General features: G+C 47.4%; 15 protein-coding genes. 5 read left to right on the top strand and 10 right to left on the bottom strand.

Annotated features, from left to right (window positions below; translation table 11 throughout):
* Positions 1–158 precede the first annotated feature (158 nt).
* Positions 159–938 (top strand): ABC transporter substrate-binding protein, encoded by a 780-nt coding sequence (locus A3750_RS09225; RefSeq protein ID WP_068548186.1) that lies wholly within the window; start codon positions 159–161, stop codon positions 936–938.
* Between the two features lie 258 nt (positions 939–1,196).
* Here A3750_RS09225 and A3750_RS09220 read toward each other — a convergent pair whose 3' ends face one another.
* Complete coding sequence (locus A3750_RS09220; protein ID WP_197474974.1) at positions 1,197–2,483, bottom strand: methyl-accepting chemotaxis protein; 1,287 nt, start codon at positions 2,481–2,483, stop codon at positions 1,197–1,199.
* A gap of 318 nt (positions 2,484–2,801) precedes the next feature.
* Here A3750_RS09220 and A3750_RS27200 point away from each other — a divergent pair, with 318 nt between their 5' ends.
* Positions 2,802–3,341 carry a prepilin-type N-terminal cleavage/methylation domain-containing protein gene (locus A3750_RS27200; protein ID WP_068454478.1) on the top strand — a complete coding sequence of 180 codons (540 nt, stop codon included), beginning with the start codon at positions 2,802–2,804 and terminating at the stop codon, positions 3,339–3,341.
* A 73-nt stretch (positions 3,342–3,414) separates the two neighbouring features.
* Here the strand turns inward: A3750_RS27200 and A3750_RS09210 are convergent, their stop codons facing one another.
* From A3750_RS09210 to A3750_RS09185, 6 genes are all read right to left on the bottom strand, one after another.
* Complete coding sequence (locus A3750_RS09210; RefSeq protein WP_068548184.1) at positions 3,415–5,013, bottom strand: phospholipase D family protein; 1,599 nt, start codon at positions 5,011–5,013, stop codon at positions 3,415–3,417.
* Positions 5,014–5,198: 185 nt separating this feature from the next.
* Entirely contained in the window at positions 5,199–7,691 is a 2,493-nt protein-coding gene (locus A3750_RS09205; protein WP_068520956.1) for a PAS domain-containing protein, read from the bottom strand.
* A 273-nt stretch (positions 7,692–7,964) separates the two neighbouring features.
* The gene (locus A3750_RS09200; protein ID WP_068520958.1) at positions 7,965–9,455 is read right to left on the bottom strand and encodes a methyl-accepting chemotaxis protein; all 1,491 of its coding nucleotides are present in this window, start codon (positions 9,453–9,455) and stop codon (positions 7,965–7,967) included.
* Positions 9,456–9,498: 43 nt separating this feature from the next.
* Positions 9,499–10,032, bottom strand: coding sequence for a DUF6436 domain-containing protein (locus A3750_RS09195; protein ID WP_068458083.1), 534 nt, complete (start codon positions 10,030–10,032; stop codon positions 9,499–9,501).
* 102 nt (positions 10,033–10,134) lie between these two features.
* Positions 10,135–10,800, bottom strand: a complete 666-nt coding sequence (locus tag A3750_RS09190; protein WP_068458081.1) for an SDR family oxidoreductase — start codon at positions 10,798–10,800, stop codon at positions 10,135–10,137.
* Between the two features lie 40 nt (positions 10,801–10,840).
* Positions 10,841–11,941 (bottom strand): mechanosensitive ion channel domain-containing protein, encoded by a 1,101-nt coding sequence (locus A3750_RS09185; protein ID WP_068458079.1) that lies wholly within the window; start codon positions 11,939–11,941, stop codon positions 10,841–10,843.
* Positions 11,942–12,068: 127 nt separating this feature from the next.
* Between A3750_RS09185 and A3750_RS09180 the strand changes: the two genes are divergently transcribed.
* Both A3750_RS09180 and udk read left to right on the top strand, forming a co-directional pair.
* A complete protein-coding gene (locus tag A3750_RS09180) occupies positions 12,069–13,316 on the top strand; it encodes a NupC/NupG family nucleoside CNT transporter (RefSeq protein WP_068453293.1) in 1,248 nt (415 codons plus the stop codon).
* A 1-nt stretch (position 13,317) separates the two neighbouring features.
* On the top strand, positions 13,318–13,953 hold the full coding sequence (gene udk / locus A3750_RS09175; RefSeq protein WP_068548183.1) for a uridine kinase: 636 nt from the start codon (positions 13,318–13,320) through the stop codon (positions 13,951–13,953).
* Between the two features lie 14 nt (positions 13,954–13,967).
* Here the strand turns inward: udk and A3750_RS09170 are convergent, their stop codons facing one another.
* The 3 genes from A3750_RS09170 to A3750_RS09160 all read right to left on the bottom strand — a co-directional run bounded on the left by A3750_RS09170 (position 13,968) and on the right by A3750_RS09160 (position 16,317).
* Positions 13,968–14,639: an START domain-containing protein gene (locus tag A3750_RS09170; protein ID WP_082863077.1), complete on the bottom strand. Its 672-nt coding sequence runs from the start codon at positions 14,637–14,639 to the stop codon at positions 13,968–13,970.
* Between the two features lie 136 nt (positions 14,640–14,775).
* Entirely contained in the window at positions 14,776–15,405 is a 630-nt protein-coding gene (locus A3750_RS09165) for an START domain-containing protein (RefSeq protein WP_068453289.1), read from the bottom strand.
* 165 nt (positions 15,406–15,570) lie between these two features.
* Positions 15,571–16,317: an OmpW family protein gene (locus A3750_RS09160; protein WP_068453294.1), complete on the bottom strand. Its 747-nt coding sequence runs from the start codon at positions 16,315–16,317 to the stop codon at positions 15,571–15,573.
* A 235-nt stretch (positions 16,318–16,552) separates the two neighbouring features.
* Between A3750_RS09160 and A3750_RS09155 the strand changes: the two genes are divergently transcribed.
* On the top strand, positions 16,553–16,933 hold a 381-nt coding region (locus tag A3750_RS09155), incomplete at its 3' end, for an alpha/beta fold hydrolase (RefSeq protein ID WP_156498497.1).

Here is a 16,933-nt window from a genome sequence, read left to right as displayed (position 1 = left end):
GAGACCTTTCTCGCGGCGCAGAATCTGTGACCGTAATTGGCAAATTGTTTTACATAATCAAACTATATTTAACGATTGGGCAGGATATACTACGGAGTAGCTGTGTGTTTTTTGCACAGCTTTGAAGCGTCTCAGTATCTCTATGTTTGGCAGTATTTATGGCTCGGATTGGTGTTTATCAACAAGTTGTCTTGCTACTGGTATTATTGGTTCAGGTGTCTTCTGTTTTTGGAGATCACCCAGATCTAGCGATATTTGTCGATAATAGTTACCCCCCTTACATGTATGAGCCTGAAGAAAAAGATGTTGCAGGTTTATATCCCAAGCTTTTGTTAGAAATAATAAGTGGCACCAGCGTTACAGCTGAGATTGTCGCGGTTCCGTGGAAGCGTGCCTTGTTATACGGTGGCGATGGTGTGGGGGCTGTGGGAGGCGCTTACAAAAATGATAAGCGTTTGAAAAAATACGACTATTCTGCCCCCCTTTACGAGGAAAAGATGGTGATCTTTGTAAATAAAGGACAACAGTTTGAATATAACGATTTAGATGACCTTTCTGGGAAAACGATAGGTGTAAATCGGGGTTGGTCTTATGGGCAAAAGTTTGATGCAGCGCGAGAGAAAGAACTGTTCAAGGTGAATGTTCGCGCAGACCTGAGTGATAACTTCAAAATGTTAGCGCTGGGGAGAATCGATTGCTTGATTTTGGATCAACTGTCGGGCGAATCGTATATTCAACACTTGGGGTTAAACGACAAAATTGTTGCTTTACCTGTCCCATTTTCCCTAAACAACAGTCATCTCATCATCCCAAAAGAACTGAATATGAAAGCGTTCTTGAAAGAATTTGATGCTAGCCTCGCCAAAATGCGAGAAGCTGGAACGTATGACGACATAGTCCAACAATTCATCCAAGATACCGTTTCTTCGCACAAATAGTGGCGCTTTCAGTAAGCACTTTGGGTGAACGAGATTGTGTTTGTCGTGCTCTGGTTATTGGCCCTAGTGATTGGTCTTGATGAGCGGCCCCGGTGATTGGTTTTAATCATGTTCTATCTCAAATAGAAAAGGGCAGTTACCGCGAGCGCCGGAAGTGAATGATCTGGGTTTTGGTGAGGGCCGCCAACGGGCGCGACCCGGAATGAGCAACGAACGTGTCAGGTCTGCAAGAGCATGTAAGTTAAGCGCCGATGATGGTTATCGGCGTTTTATAAATTCAGAGAGGATGTCTAATACCGTATCTGAATACTGGATCAATTGCTCTACCGCACCTTGTAAAGACGCTGGTTCCGCTCCAGAGCGTGCAAGTTGATATATTTCGATCCCAGTTGAGTGAACTTTTGGATGGATATCATCATAAAGCTCTTTGAAGCGTGATTCTTCTTTCAGTAATTGCCCCTCTTCAGACATCAAAAACTTTCCTAATCGACACTGGGTGTGATCTTTGAGTTCGCTTTCTTGAATGCTATTTTCGCCAAACAAGGCAAAACGAATTACTTTATCAACCCAAACGATATGGTCACTTTGCGCCATGCGCAAAAGCATTTTAGCGTCACTCGTATCGAACTGACTAAGGCTTTCGACTTGCAGATTTCGCAGCGTCTCCACTTTGTGGAACATCTCTTTAAATACGGCAGATGATTCGCTAATGCCATCTGCCGTTCTCTGAACACCTTTTGCCATGTCGGATGCCACATGAGCTTGCTGGGTTGCTGCAGAGGCAATTTGTGTTGTTGAATGTACGTTCTCTGCTGCGGCCGAACTGGCGTCAGAAACAGTTTGAATAAGCTGATCACGGTTCTCATGCGAGTCTTCGAGAACCTCTATCGTACCCTCAACGATTCTCGCGACATCATGAGCGCCGTTTACAACTCCATTTACGATGCTCTCAATCTCTCTTGCCGCTTCTGCACTTCGCCCTGCCAAGCCACGAACTTCATCAGCGACAACAGAAAATCCGCGGCCATACTCGCCAGCCCTTGCTGCTTCAATTGCGGCATTGAGCGCTAGTAGATTTGTCTGGTCTGCTATCTCGTTGACCGTGGTCGTGAGTTGTATGATGCTTTTTGTCTGCTCTACAAACGATGCCGCATTGGTGCCGACGTCTTTGACGGATGTTTCAATTGAGTCGAGTTTTTTGACGAGTAAATTAAGCGCTTCAAAACCTTTTGACGCCTCATTGCTTGTTTGCCCTGCACGCTCAAGAACTTGTTGGCCAAGAGACTCAATTTCTTGAGCTGTTGAGGACATCTCCTCGATCGCGCTGGCTAATTGAACGGATTCAGAGACCATGTCATCCAGTTTGCTATTTAACTGCAGTCCTTCGATCCCGAAGCGTGATACGGTCCTCGCGGAATCGACCGTTCTGTCAGCGATGACAAGCAGATTCTTATTTTTGTTTTCAGATATGAAAGGGCTTAGCCAAGAAGGGGCGTTGTCTGGTGAAGCTTCTCCATTTGCTAGCTTCGATAACCAATATGTCACTGTCGATTCTTTTAAAAACATTACTTGCGGCACTCACATTATTTTTACTAAAGACTCTAAATATAGTCGGTATAAGGGTGTTAGCCAGTAATGTGGGCCTATCAACTACGTGCTGAATACGAAGGAGGCAGTCCTGCTTTTGCCGTTTTCTTGATGGGTGAGTTTGGCGATTATTTTTAGAGCAAAAAAGTGCGCTTGGTGCTTTGATTTGCTTGGCTGATAGGGTGTACAAAGGTGTTTTCGCCGCTATTATGACTATATAAGACATTATTATTTGCTCAGAGCGAGTATCCGCTGTTCATGGTTGAAGTAGGTTCTATGAGGTTAGTCAGTTCAGATCGTTTGCCCCGAAAGTGTGTAGGGCAATCGGGTTTTACCTTGATTGAGTTAGTATTAGTTATCGTGTTGCTTGGGGTCTTGGCGGCGTTTGCACTGCCTCGGTTTGCAGACTTAACGCAAACATCTCGAGTGTCTACTCTCGAGGGAATAAGGGGCGCTATGCTGTCGACAATCGGCGTGGTTCGCAGTAAAGCATATGTGCAAGGTCTCAGCGTGGCATCCGCAAATCCGCCCAGTCAGGCGTCATATATTGTCGAGACAGAGGCTGGAAGATCAGAGGTGGATTGGCGAAATTTATGTCCGGAAAGCAGGGCTGAGTTAGCAGATGCTTTAGAAATGGCTGATCATATTGATTTTAGAGAAATCGGAGGCCTAAGCCTTGTTGTCAATAATCGCTATACGCGCATCGGTTATGATATTCGGGGCTCTGGCGCGCCGACGGCCAACGGCTGTTATGTGACGTACGATTCATTTGGTGACCCGAATTGCACGGTCTCTCTCATTACAACGGATTGCTAGATTTTTCTGAGCTTAAGCTTAAGCTTGAGCTTGAGAGTTTTTACATCATTGATTTGTTGCACATGTTAGGTACTTAAAGCAAGGGCTCGATGGGTAGGAATGAGAACAACCCTATCACGGCCCTTTGGTAAAAGCTGGTGTTAGGCTCTTCTTCGTAACGTCGGGTTTCTGCCCCATTATGTTCTATCCATTCGAGATCTTTGTTTTCATTGAGCACCACTTCATAGGCCGCTTGTTTTATTTGTTCATCAAACTTGGTTTCTAATGCCATGGCAAGCTGAGGGCTCTCGATAAGAAACCCGAGCTCTGTATTGAGACTGAGTGATCTTGGGTCAAAGTTGAACGAGCCCACAAACAGCGTGTTACTGTCGACAGCAAATGTCTTGGCATGCAGGCTCGCTTCAGAACTACCTATGCTTGCGGTTTTCCGCGTTTGAGGTGTTGCCTCTATAGCGCCGAATTTGCGAAGCTCGTATAGCTGAACGCCCGCTTCTAGCAAAGGGCGACGGTACTTTGCATAGCCCGAGTGGACCAAAGCAACGTCGTTCGCTTCAAGCGAATTCGTCAAGACCTTTATCTCGACGCCTTTTTCTTCTAAATCACGAAACAGCTGAACCCCGGTGTCACCCGGGACGAAGTAAGGCGAGATGAGCGTAAGAGAGCGTTGCGGACTACCGAGTAGCTGATCCAGCTGCTGAACCAAAAGCCCATTTTCGGGAGTTGGACCGAATATTTTAGCTGGATCATCGCTCACTAGGTTCACCTTAGCGAAGACAGGTTCAAGCACTTGGTTTTGTAGGTCGTTAAGAAGCGGGGATGCTTTGATCGCAGATATAAACGGTTTTGCTTCAGTTGAAAGCACCGTACTCTCAAGCTCCATCCCTAACGATCGCAAATCCTCCTTGTTGGATGCCTCTACAAGCTGCTCTATCGGGTAGGCGGAAATACTTGACCAATAACGGTCAAAATCCTTCGAAACATGATCGACAATTGGTCCGATTGCCAGCACATCCAGATCCGTGAACTGAATGCCATTATCTGCGCCAAAGTACTCGTTGGCGACATTTCGTCCGCCTACAATGCTGATCTGGTTATCAACCGTAAATGATTTGTTATGCATTCTTCGGTTGATGCGCTGAAAGTCGGTTAAATAATCAATGGACTTAAAACTGCGAACCGAATAGGGGTTGAAGAGTCGTACCTCAATGTGGCGATGGGCATCCAAGGTGGCAAGCGTTTTATCCATTCCTGAAGAGCCATGGTCATCGAGCAGAAGCCTTACTCTGACGCCTCGATCAGCCGCACGGATTAACGTGCGAAGCAACAACTTGCCAGCAATGTCTTCACGCCAAATATAGTACTGTAAGTCGATCGAAAGCTCGCTGGCCTCTGCCAAAAGTGCTCGCGCGACGAACGCATCGACTGGGTCTTCCAAAGTGACAATTCCGCTAAGTTTGTCCGTCGCCTTATTTAGATGCTCGGCGAGTAATGTTACGGATTGGCCAATGCCTGTTTGAGTAGACTTTGATGGCGGAAAAGCTTGACTTTGAGCTCTCTTATCAAGCGCGGGTAAGGCACATCCTCCAAGCGCTGTTGCGCAGAGTAATAGCCAAAAAATGAAACTCCTTTTAGAGAGAGACGATATGTGCTTGCGCTCCAGCGTTACCTTCATTTTTCTCGCATCGACACGTATAAATCAAAGCATGAGTGTGCAACATATGCGAGGTGATCGCCACTTTCGATGCGCGATCGTCATTGAATACGAAAGCGTTTATTTAAGGGGGAGGGTGGAGTATGCGATTGATGCATCTCAATGCAAAAAAGCCGCACTTCGCGCAGGCGATGACCCAAACGTTGCTACGGCGTATGGATCCATCTGGACAGTACGTTTCTCAGAGCGCTTTCTTCGATAGGCTTGGCGACGTGCTCATTCATGCCAACCTCTAGGCAGCGTTCACGATCGCCTATCATCGCGTTGGCTGTTAAGGCAATGATTGGAATCTTCGCATGTGTCTCTCCAGCTTCGCCTTCGCGAATCCGCAGTGTTGCCTCGTATCCATCCATCTCGGGCATTTGGCAGTCCATGAGGATCAGTTCGTAAGCGCTTCGATTGAGTTGATCAATCGCCTCTAGGCCATTCCCGCATATATCAACGTGTAAGCCCATATGTTCTAGCATATATTTGGCGACTAGTTGATTGACTTCGTTGTCTTCAACGAGGAGGATTTTATGTCCGGAAAAACTGAATTCACCTGCTGCGAGATCGGTTTTTGACGAATCAGCAGGTGCGATAGATGCGCCTCTTTGCTGACTTAGTGTTCCATCCAAAAGCCCGATATCAAACGTAAAGCAACTACCTGAGCCAAGCTCGCTCGTTGCTTGTATTGTGCCGTCCATTAATTCACAGAGTTTTTTACAGATTGATAAGCCAAGACCTGTGCCACCGAATTTGCGTGTGGTTGAGGCATCTGCTTGACTAAATTCCTCGAAAAGCTCTTCAAGTTGATCGGGTGCGATCCCAATGCCTGTGTCTTGAACCGAGACGAAGAGTCTGAGCGTACTTTCGTTTGTCTTCTCGGTGCGCGCGGTTAAAGTGATCTCGCCTGAGGCGGTAAATTTGATGGCGTTATTTATGATGTTGGAGATTATTTGCCGCACTCTAACGGGATCTCCGAGGACGTTCGGATGGTTCACTCCGGTCGTGTCAGAGATAAGTTTTAGCTCAGCATCAGGGGGGATCGTGTGCGAGAGCACGTTGATGATTTCATTGATTTGATCGCGCAAGTTAAAGTTAATCGACTCGATATCAAGCTTGCCGGCATCAATTTTTGAAACATCTAAAACGTCATTTATGACAACTAAAAGAGATTCGGCGCTACGGATTGCAATATCGAGTTGCTTGCTTTGCTCTCTGTTCAAACCGGAGTTCTTAAGCACCTGCAACATACCAATGACACCGTTCATCGGGGTCCGAATTTCATGGCTCATGTTCGCCAAGAACTCGCCCTTTGCACGAGCCGCATGCTCGGCTGCGTTTTTGGCCGCCTCAAGCTTCTCCAAGTTTGTCACTTTCTCTGTGATGTCGTAGTTGACGCCAATGACTTTGATTGCTTTTCCCGAGTCGTCTCGGAAAACCTCAGCACTTGTTTTCAACCAGCGTATTTCGCCATTCGGACGCACAATTCTATATTCCGGGTCGTATTTTCCCTCGCCTGAAACGGCGCGTTCGAATTGAGAATTCGCATGCTCGATGTCATCCGGGTGAAGGCGATTCTCCCAAGCTTCCGTTGCTCCGGAAAACTCGTCTTCGGAGGTATCGTAAAGTCGATACATCCATTCATCCCATGTCATTTCATCTGTGCTGAGATTCCACTCCCAGACGCCGATTGCGGCCGAATCATTGGCCAACCTCATGCGTGATGTTTGGGAGGCTGAATGCTCGATTGCTTCTTTTAGGGCGTTGTCGGCTTTTACTCTTTCATCTATGTCTTGAAAAGACCCATAGAGGCGGACACACTTTCCATCCCTCAATTCCGCTCTACCCAAGGCTGCGACCCAAAGCTCATTGCCTTTTGCTGTCACGATCTGGAGCTCAAGGTTCCAGGGTGTACCCTCTTCCATGGCGGATTTGACCGCTGACTCAATGCGTTCTCGGCTCTCTCCTTCTTTATAGAATTGGATTCCTTCCTCTAGACAGGGTGTGTAATCTGGCGCTACCTCATGGATTTCCTTCGTCATGCTAGACCAAGTCACAGCTCTATTTTCTATGTCTACTTCCCACGCACCAATACGAGCCAAAGAACCCATTGATTCTAGAAGACCTTGATAACGAAAAAGATCGCGCTCAGCTTTGCTCCGCGAAAGCTCATTGCCAATCCATTGGGCAAAGAGGCGAATGAGTTCCATATCATCAGATGAGAAAGGGGTATCGCGGACGTCGGGGCTTGAGAAATTAAGCGTTCCGAATCGTTCGCCTGAGACTTCTACAGGCACACCAATATAGCTCTCTAAGCCAAATGCGGAGTAGCAAGGATGACTGTTGATAGAGCTTTTACCCGCGTGGTGAAATGCAGTAGGGCCATTGGCACTGAGCGTGTGGCAGCAATAGGTTTGTCCTAGTTCAAACGTGTCGCCGGGGTTTACCTCTGCGTTTGGAGTGTCAGAATACTCAACGATATATTGATCACCCGATATTCGGCTGACAATCGCAAGCGGCAAGCCAAATGTCTCTTTGCCGAGTTTGAGTAATTGTTGGGTCTTCTCATCAATGCTTAGCTGCGTATTCGACGTGATCGAATGAAGTTCTCTAAGGGTGTGGACCACTCCTTGGTTGCCGACTGGATTTTCCATAAACTTTCTTGCCTTTTCCCGTCTTGAGGATCTTTCAATGATTGAAGCTTCTTTGTTGTAAAAGCCAACTGGCTCGGTCCTTGAGTATAGTCTTAAAAACTCGTTGCTGTAGAGGGCATAGCGCTGGTCTTTTGCTTCTAGTGTCTAGGCCGAAGGCGCCACACTTTGTCGGCTGAGCGTGGATATAGAGAGCATTTGACAGGGGAGGGGGAGAGCGTCATAGATCAACGAGCACCAGGGTATGGTGCTCGTCGGCAAATGAACGGGCTGTAGCTATGTCTTGAAGCGAGATTTGATTGATTCCAACTGTTTCGCGTTGTGGTCGAGATCGCCAATCATTTGCTTGCTGCTACCAATCTGTGTGTTCATGTCGGACGCAGAGTGCACGATTTCACTGAGATTTTGGCTGATTTCGGCGGTAACGGTGCTTTGCTCATTTGCGGAGGTTGAAATGAATTGGTTCATCTCGTTTATTTGGTTTATCGCCTGTTCGACCTGCTCAATTAACTCCAAGCTGTTATGCGTGTTATCAACGCAAGTTTTCACTAAGCCCTGACTTGCTTGAATCGCGGTTACAGCCGTACTACTGCCTTTTTGCAGACTTTCAATCATGTTATTGATTTGTTCCGTCGCTTGTTGGGTGCGCATTGCAAGAGAACGGACTTCGTCTGCGACAACTGCAAAGCCGCGGCCTTGTTCGCCTGCTCGAGCCGCTTCGATGGCTGCGTTTAACGCAAGCAGATTGGTTTGCTCTGCAATTCCTCGGATGACATTCAGTAGCGAGCCAATTTCGGTTGTTTCTTCATCCAGCGAGGCAATGGTTTCTGCTGCACTCGCAATTTGGTTGTCGAGGCTGAGAATATCATTCTCGGTCGTAGTGCTGGATTGACGACATGCTTGTGAGTTTTGATATGCTTTCTCGGCTGCGTCCGCAGCTTGACCTGCGTTTGCCGCTACTTCGCTGGCTGACGCAGTCAATTCTTCAACGGCACTGGCGATCATGTCCGTTTGTTGTTGCTGAGTGCTTGATAAGGTTTGGAGGTTGTTACTAATCGTGACTAGCTGCTCAGCGGTAATATGGACAGACTCTGAATTACTGGCGACGCGCGAGACCAGTTCATTCACCGATTCGGTATACACATCAAAATCTTGCAGTAGTTCTGTTCGTCCGCTCGTTCGGATAGATAAATCAATTTGATCGCCACGCGTAATATTGCGAGCTGTGGAACTGAGCTCGCTGGACGCGAGAAACTCTTTTTTAAGATCGAGTGACATCCAAACAACCACCGCTGTCTCCACAACGACATAAACCGCATGAAGAAGGACAATATTGAACCCGTTTTCTGCTGATGGTAAAAGCCAAACACCGCCGCCATTAGCTTGTATGAAGAAAAAGCTTAAGTGATGCACGGCAATGGTGACGGCTGCCGCAACGACAGGAACCCAGTCTCGATAATAAAGTAACAATGCGAGAAGCACGAAAACGCCGAAATGGAACTCCAGCATGCCATGTGCTTGCTGTATATGAAGCGAGGTCATCACCATCAAAGCCATGCCCATGACGATTCGGCTAATGCTGCTCCCTGGAGAAAGGCTGCTCACGATAAAGGCCGCCGCCAAGGTCGCGCCACCGATTAAAAGCGCCGCCATCCAAGTGTCATACATCGGGGCGAGAGCCAGTGAGACTACAAACAGGGCGCTCAGAATGATCTTCATCACTTTGTCGGCACGTTTGTAATGGTTTATGAGGTTCGTGTTTTCCATAATTCTCCGTTTTACTGAGCACTAAGCGAAGCTGAGCTCGCTTTTATGTCAGCTCTGCTGTTTTTTTGTTCGTGTTGGTCCAGGGGCAAAAACACCCCTGACCTAGCAAGTTGAGATACTGAGCGCGATCACCTGCGCGCCATTTTTCTAGGTGGGCTGCAACCAAATCTTCGCCTTGTCCACAAACACTACCTGCGGTGTAAGGGCCGTGATAAATCAGTACGCCATCAGGAGCAAAAATACTCACCGCAGGACTTGAGATCGCCCAATCCTCCAAGAGAACACCTTTTACTTGCATGGTTTCGTTAGGGTATACGTGGCGCGCTTCTTTATAGGTCTCTTCAATATCTTGTACATGTGGTTTGGCAAAGCGATTGCAGCTACATTGCTCGTCTAGATAGTGAACAAGCGTTAGTTCCCCCGTCGCTACTCTTGGCATGTTTTGCAGATCCGGTGCATCCTCATGAAGAAAGGCGCGATAATCTGAGGCAAATACTTGCCACATGAGAACCGAAACAAGCAGCAACCAAAGTATGGCGGTTGTCCAGGCAAGATAGGTGTATGACGGCTGTGCCAAAACATTTCTCTGTTTAAAAATAAACTCAAAAGCTGAAGTTAGATTAGGCGATAAATGTTCTTTTGCCAGTAATTAGGAGGTGCTGTTGCAGCATTTGAGGCCTTACCAAGGTAAGACATCGCCGTTTGCATGCCAGAACGTACCAGAGTTCCTTGGCTCGAGCGCATCGATACGCTCAGAAAGCTGATTAGCGGCTTCATCTGGTGTGACATTACCATGGCCGCCGATCATTTCGGTACCAACCAAGCCGGGGTGAAGAATCGCAACAGAGATATCGCGTGGAGACAGATCGTGTGCCAGTGACACAGCTGCGGCATTCAGGGCGCACTTAGACATACGATACCCGTAGCGGCCACCGCTGGTATTATCTGCAATTGAGCCCATCCGGCTAGTGATAAAGGCGACTTTTGATCCTGGAACCAGTTTGCTCAGTAATGCCTCTGTAATGCGCAATGGTGCGAGGGTATTTACCTTGATTTGTTGTTCAATGCTCGTGAAATCGAGCTGTCCGAGTTGTTCGTCACGCAATATGCCAGCGTTGTTGATAAGCAAATCTAGATGCGTGTCGTGCAGGGCGTCGTTAAGCCAGTGACCTGCATCGGGCAGGGCGACATCGATTCCTTCAATGATCTGTACGCCGATGGCATCCAGCGCTTGGCTGCTCCGTCGGCATGCTGCAAAAACTTGGTATCCCTTGCTGTGGTAAACCTTGGCAAGTGCTAAGCCTATACCGCGATTGGCGCCGGTGATAAGTACGCTTTTATCCATTGTCTGAGCCCTCTCTAATCGCTATCTTGGACGTTTTGCTTTAGGAACTGCTCGGTGTTTTGTTTTCGACGGTTTCTTCGTTGGCACTGTTGCTTGTATTCTCGCTCGGATTCTCGTTTATATTGCCTTGCAGAGTTACCAGCTTTTCTTTTAGCTCGCCAAGATGTTTCTTTAATTCTTCCTGATTTTCTTTTGCGCCTTGTTTTAGCTCTTCTTCCAGTTCAGAAATGCGCTCATAGATTTTTTTCTTTTCATCGGACAGTTTCTGCGCAGCCTCGGCTTTGTCGAATACGATGTCTTCGGCTTCTACGCGCTCTTCGTTAGCCCTTGCCCAATGCATGTCCGGAATCGTACTGGTTTCTGGCGGCATTGGTCTCTGGTTCATGAAGGACGGCGACATAATTTCTACACCGTGGCCGTGTAACATATCGAGAACATGCATGCGTAGGTTGGAGCGAGCGGTAATCAGGCCTTTAACCTCATCTAAAAATCCGGAAACGCGATAGCTGACGCTAAAATCGTTTAGTTCGGTAATGTGTACAAAGGCATCACTGAGACCGCTTTCTTCTGCAGCCTTGATGAGTAGTGGGATCGCTTTTTTGTTGTGCACGTCATACCCAAGCGAGAGTGTCGCGGAGACGATTGCGCCTGAACGGTGGGTCGTTGTTACCGGGTTGTTTGCTAGAAAGGAGTTTGGCAGTGAGATGAGCTCTCGATTCTCAGATTGGATCTCTGTATCGAATAGGCCTCGCTCGGAGACGCGGCCGAAGAAGTCGCCAACGCGCACAAAATCGCCAATTCCAAATGGTTTGGTAATGCGCAGTAGAATACCGGCCATCAGATTGCCGATAATATTGGTAGAAGAAAAGGCGATCAAACCTGAAAGCAGGATACCAATCAGGCCAATGATTTGATTACGAAGTTGCGCATCGATCGGTAGCGATAAGATGACACCAATAACGCAGGCTAAAGTAAGAAACAGCATTAGTATCTGGCGGGGTACTTTTCTTTCGCTGCCGAGATGTTTTTTGCGTACAACGATGAAGTGGTTTGCCGCCGTGAGCAGCGTGACCGCACCAATAAAGGCAAGCACGCTAGGTAGCCAGTTACTGATAAGCTCGGAGTTCAGGATTGCGTCCATGTAGGTCTTCTGTGTTTTTCGTTAGCTTGTCAGATGCTCATGCGGGGCGCAAGCATGAAAACCAAGCCAAAGAGGAAAACTTTGCTAACCTTTTTAAGCAATTTGTCTTTTATAGAGTGAAGCCTGAATGTCTATTCTTATGAGCTTGTTAGGTGTATGCGTGTTGCTTGGCTTCGCGTTTTTACTGTCCACTAACCGCAAAGCCATCAAGTTGCGGACTGTTCTTGGAGCGCTTGTTATTCAGATCGGTCTTGGTGCATTAGTGCTTTACGTTCCATGGGGGCGTGACGTATTAAACGGGATAACGGCGGCTGTTGCGCATGTTATTCATTACGCAAACGAAGGCATCAGCTTTATGTTTGGTGGACTTGTGAGCGATAAGATGTTTGAGGTCTTCGGGGGTGGCGGTTTTGTTTTTGCGTTCAGAGTGCTTCCCGTTGTGGTGTTCTTTTCAGCGCTGATCTCGGTACTGTATTACTTTGGGATAATGCAAAAGGTCATTCAAATATTGGGTGGCGGTCTGCGAAAACTGCTGGGCACTAGTCAAACCGAATCACTCTCTGCCACAGCCAATATTTTTGTGAGTCAGACCGAGGCGCCTTTGGTCATCAAACCTTATGTTGCCAGCATGACGCGCTCTGAGCTTTTTGCTGTGATGGTCGGTGGCTTGGCCTCGATTGCGGGTTCTGTGATGGCAGGCTACGCATCCATGGGTGTCGAGTTAAAGTACTTGATTGCAGCCAGCTTTATGGCCGCGCCCGGCGGCTTGTTGATGGCGAAGATGATTGTCCCTGAAACGGAAGTCCCCAAAGACGATGTCGTAGTGCATGAGGATGCCCAGTCAAGACCGGCAAATGCGATAGATGCCGCTGCAACCGGCGCGTCCAGTGGTCTGAAACTTGCGGTCAATATTGGCGCGATGCTGATCGCGTTTATAAGTTTGATCGCGTTGTTAAACGGCCTCGTTGGCGGTGTTGGTGGCTGGTTTGGCTATGGTGATATTACAATTCAAGCAATTCTAGGGTGGGTTTTTGCACCGGTAGCGTGGCTTATAGGAGTGCCGAGCGTGGATGTTCAAGCTGTAGGCTCGTTAATTGGACAAAAGCTGATTTTGAATGAGTTTGTCGCTTATAGTGTGTTTTTACCCGTTCAGGAATCCATGCAACCCATCTCTCAGGCAATCACGACCTTTGCCTTGTGTGGCTTCGCTAACTTTGCGTCTATCGCAGTGTTGCTGGGCGGCTTAGGCATTATTGCCCCCTCCCGCCGTCAGGAGGTAGCACAAATGGGATTGAGAGCTGTGGCTGCAGGCACTTTAGCGAATCTTATGAGTGCAACCATCGCAGGTTTATTTATTGGTTTGAGTATTTTTTAGTATGGGATCTCNTGTTGTAACTGATAGACCCTTGTTAGTGGGGGTCGCTGGTGCATCGGCATCAGGGAAAAGTTTGCTATCTACAAATCTGGGCCAAAGCATGTCACCTGATTTGATTCAGGTGATTTCAGAAGACAATTATTATCAGGATCAGACGCACTTGGCGATGGCTGAGCGGGAAAAGACGAATTACGATCACCCCAGAGCGATTGAGCATGATCTTTTGCATGCGCATATTGAGTCGCTTAAAAGCGGCCAAAGTGTTCTGATGCCTCGCTATGATTTTGCGCAACACACGCGCTCAGGTGCCTCTATCGAGATTCATCCGACACCCATTATTGTGGTTGAGGGGATTATGTTGTTTACGCACAAAGCGCTTAGAGATGCCTTAGATTTGAAATTTTTTGTCGATACTCCTTTGGATATATGCCTCTTGCGCCGTTTGCAACGAGACACGCTGGAAAGAGGACGTTCAGTTGAGTCGGTGTTGAATCAATACAAGCATACGGTGCGACCTGGCTACATCAATTTTATCGCTCCGACTAAAGAGCATGCAGACATGATTATTCCTCGTGGTGGCAGAAATGCCGTTGCCATTGATTTGATTCACTCTCGCTTTCGCGCCCATATCGGCTAGGCGCAGGCGCTTTGTTATTGGAGCGCTGCGAAGTGCTGTTTGAGATTGAGCAGAGTGCTAAAGGGTTGGTCTACGACAAACGCGTTGGCTAGCCATGCGGGGATTTTTCCTGTCGGGTTTGCTTCAGTTTGGTAGGTGATTTCAACCGAATTTTCGGCGATCTGTGTAAGAGTCCAGGTGCCGTTTAGTTCGGTGACGCGAACGCGCTTCTGCTTCAACGGAACAAGGTCTGGACGATCTAGTCCTCGTACTTCAATAACCGCTTTTTTAGAGGATTTTGCGTGCGTAATCCGAATATCTAAAACGTAGTCTCTGTCGTGCACTGGCCACGGTGCTTTGATCACTTGATAGACGGTGTAATGCTCTGCTGAGGTGGATGCAAGTACGCGGCTTTCTATACAGTCATGAAGCCACGTTGTTGCTAACTTGGCGTCTTGTAAAAAAGTAAGAGCACGATCAAGGTCAGCATTGACTCGCACTTCTCCACGAAACATTTTAAAGCCAGAAAAGCTGGAGTCTTTGGTAAAAACGCGAACGCCCTCTTTATCTTTGGCTAGGCTCCAAGCATGGAGTTGTGTTGTAAAACCCAGTAAAACAAAAAAAAGACCAGAGTAGAGGGTTCGCATATCCGTATTGTGCTCTCCAAAGTTGCAATCGAGTCGAGGCTGTATAACGACGCCGACCATGGCATCGGCTGCGTAGTATGAACAAGAGCGTGCGAGAGGTCTGTGATCGAGTAGTTGCTTTTATTTCAACATGGAGATGAAAGTGAGCGCTAGAAGGTGGCGCTCACTATGCTTGATCGAGCATTGATTGATTTGGTTATTCTACTTCGTGGCGTTTTGTCTCGACACGATTACGCAGATTAAGCAGTGTGTTATACGGTTGATCGACTACGAAGGCGTTTGCGAGCCATGAGGGAACATCGCCGGCCGGATCTGCTGAGGTTTGATAAACAACATGCACATTGCTGTCGCTGGTTTGTGTAAGCGTCCAACTTCCGGTGAGCTCTGTTACACGAACGCAGTCGTCATTGGCGACTTCTGGCTCAACCAGCGCACTGAAGTTTATTTTTGCGCTGAGGCCATCCTCTGCACGATGTACCTTCATTTTTAGGACAAAGTTACGATCTGTGACAGGCCAAGGGGCACTTGTTTCCTGATACACGATTAACTCTTCGTCTGACGTTTTTTCCATGATCTGGCTTGCTACACACTCGTGCAGCCACTCATCCATACTTTCTACATCGCGGATGATATCTAGCACCTCATCAAGTTGCGCTTGGGCGTTCATTTCGCCTTTAAATGCTTTGAAGTCGGAGCCTTCAATTTCCTGAGTAAACACCTTAATGCCATTGTCATCTTCTTCAAGGGTCCAAGCGAAGCTAATCGAGCTAGTTAGTAATAGTGCACTGAAGAGTGTGCTTAATAATCTGGCGTTCATTTTTTTCATGGTTGTGTTCTTATTGTTGGTTTGGTTTTACAAGGGCTCTTTGTTTTGCCGCCGTGAATGAGTAAGGCCGTCTTTCTCCGTTGTGATCGCTACGTGGTCCAAACTAAAGCAATAAAAAATAGGGCGAAGCAATGCTGCTTGCCCTATTGTCGTGATGGAACTTCTTTAGAACTTGTACGACATGCCAATCATGTAAACAGATGGGTCGATGTCGACGTCAACTGTTGCTTTTACCGGGCCAGCATTACTGTCGGTTGTGATTTCAGCAGTGGTGTCGATGTCTATCCAGTAATAAGAGGCGTTAAGGCCAATTGAATCCGTCAATGCATAATCAAAACCCGCATGAATCGCAACGCCTGTTGAGTCATCCAGTTCAATCTTGGTATTCGCGACGGATGTGATGGTGCCCGCAGGAAGATTGCCTGTTGAGGAGGCAAGAAGATCAAACACGGCGGCATTGTCTAGTGCTGGAGTGACCTTCTCCTCAAAGAACATAGTGTAATTTAAACCCATGCCTACATAGGGCTGGAAGTCTGACGCGCTGTCCATAAAGTGGTAATTGAACGTTACGGTAGGTGGCAAGTGTTTAGTGGATGCGATATCTGTTCCCAAAGCGTCTAGCGAAATATCATGCTTAAAAGGTGTTGCACCCAGTACCTCGATGCCTACGCTTGGGTTGAACATGTAGGTTAAGCTTAAGCCGAGCTGTGTGTCGTCGTCTACGTCAACACCATCAATTCCTGTATTGCCCAGAGCAGGGGTATCGATAAAGATCATGCCGCTAGATGCATCCGGTGTTACGTTTGCTGCACCACCGCGAACGATGATGTCTCCTGACTCATAGGCAAACGCTGGGCTAGCACTTAAAGCGATAGATGCGATGGATAGACTAAGTAGGGTTTTTTTAAGCATAAATAGAACCTTGATATCGAAGTTGTGTTGACGTTGTTTGTATGTGGCGAACTTTAAGTGTTTAACGGCAACCATGACTTGATTTAGCTCAATTGTGGTGTCTATCCGGATATTTAAGAAAAAGCACACTTGATCCGCGTCAAACAGGCCTATGTTATTGGTAACAAAAAGAGGCGTGATTTTTGTTATGGCTTTTCATAAGCTGTGGAAATTCATAAAGAGTGCCGAGTAGATAATGCAAGTACAAAGCAGTACTCCGACAACCGAAAACGGTTTGATTACGATCGAGAAATGGCGCGAACAAGGCTGCTATTTTGATTTTGAGGGGCATCGAATCTTTTATCGCGATTCGCTTAGTTTGGCCTCTTCAAGCAGCGCCAATAAACCAGTTTTGCTATTGTTGCATGGCTTTCCAACCTCAAGCTGGGATTGGCGCGAGGTATGGCCCTTGCTGACGCAGCATTTTCGAGTAGTTTGCTTTGACCTTCTCGGGTTTGGTTTGTCAGATAAGCCAGATATTCCTCGGTACCCTATACATACGCAAGCGGATATCGCCGAGCAATTGCTGACTTCGTTAGGTATCGTCACCTACAACATTTTGGCTCATGACTACGGT

This window comes from Oleiphilus sp. HI0079 (assembly GCF_001635105.1).
This window is presented reverse-complemented; position numbering and strand designations above follow the sequence as displayed.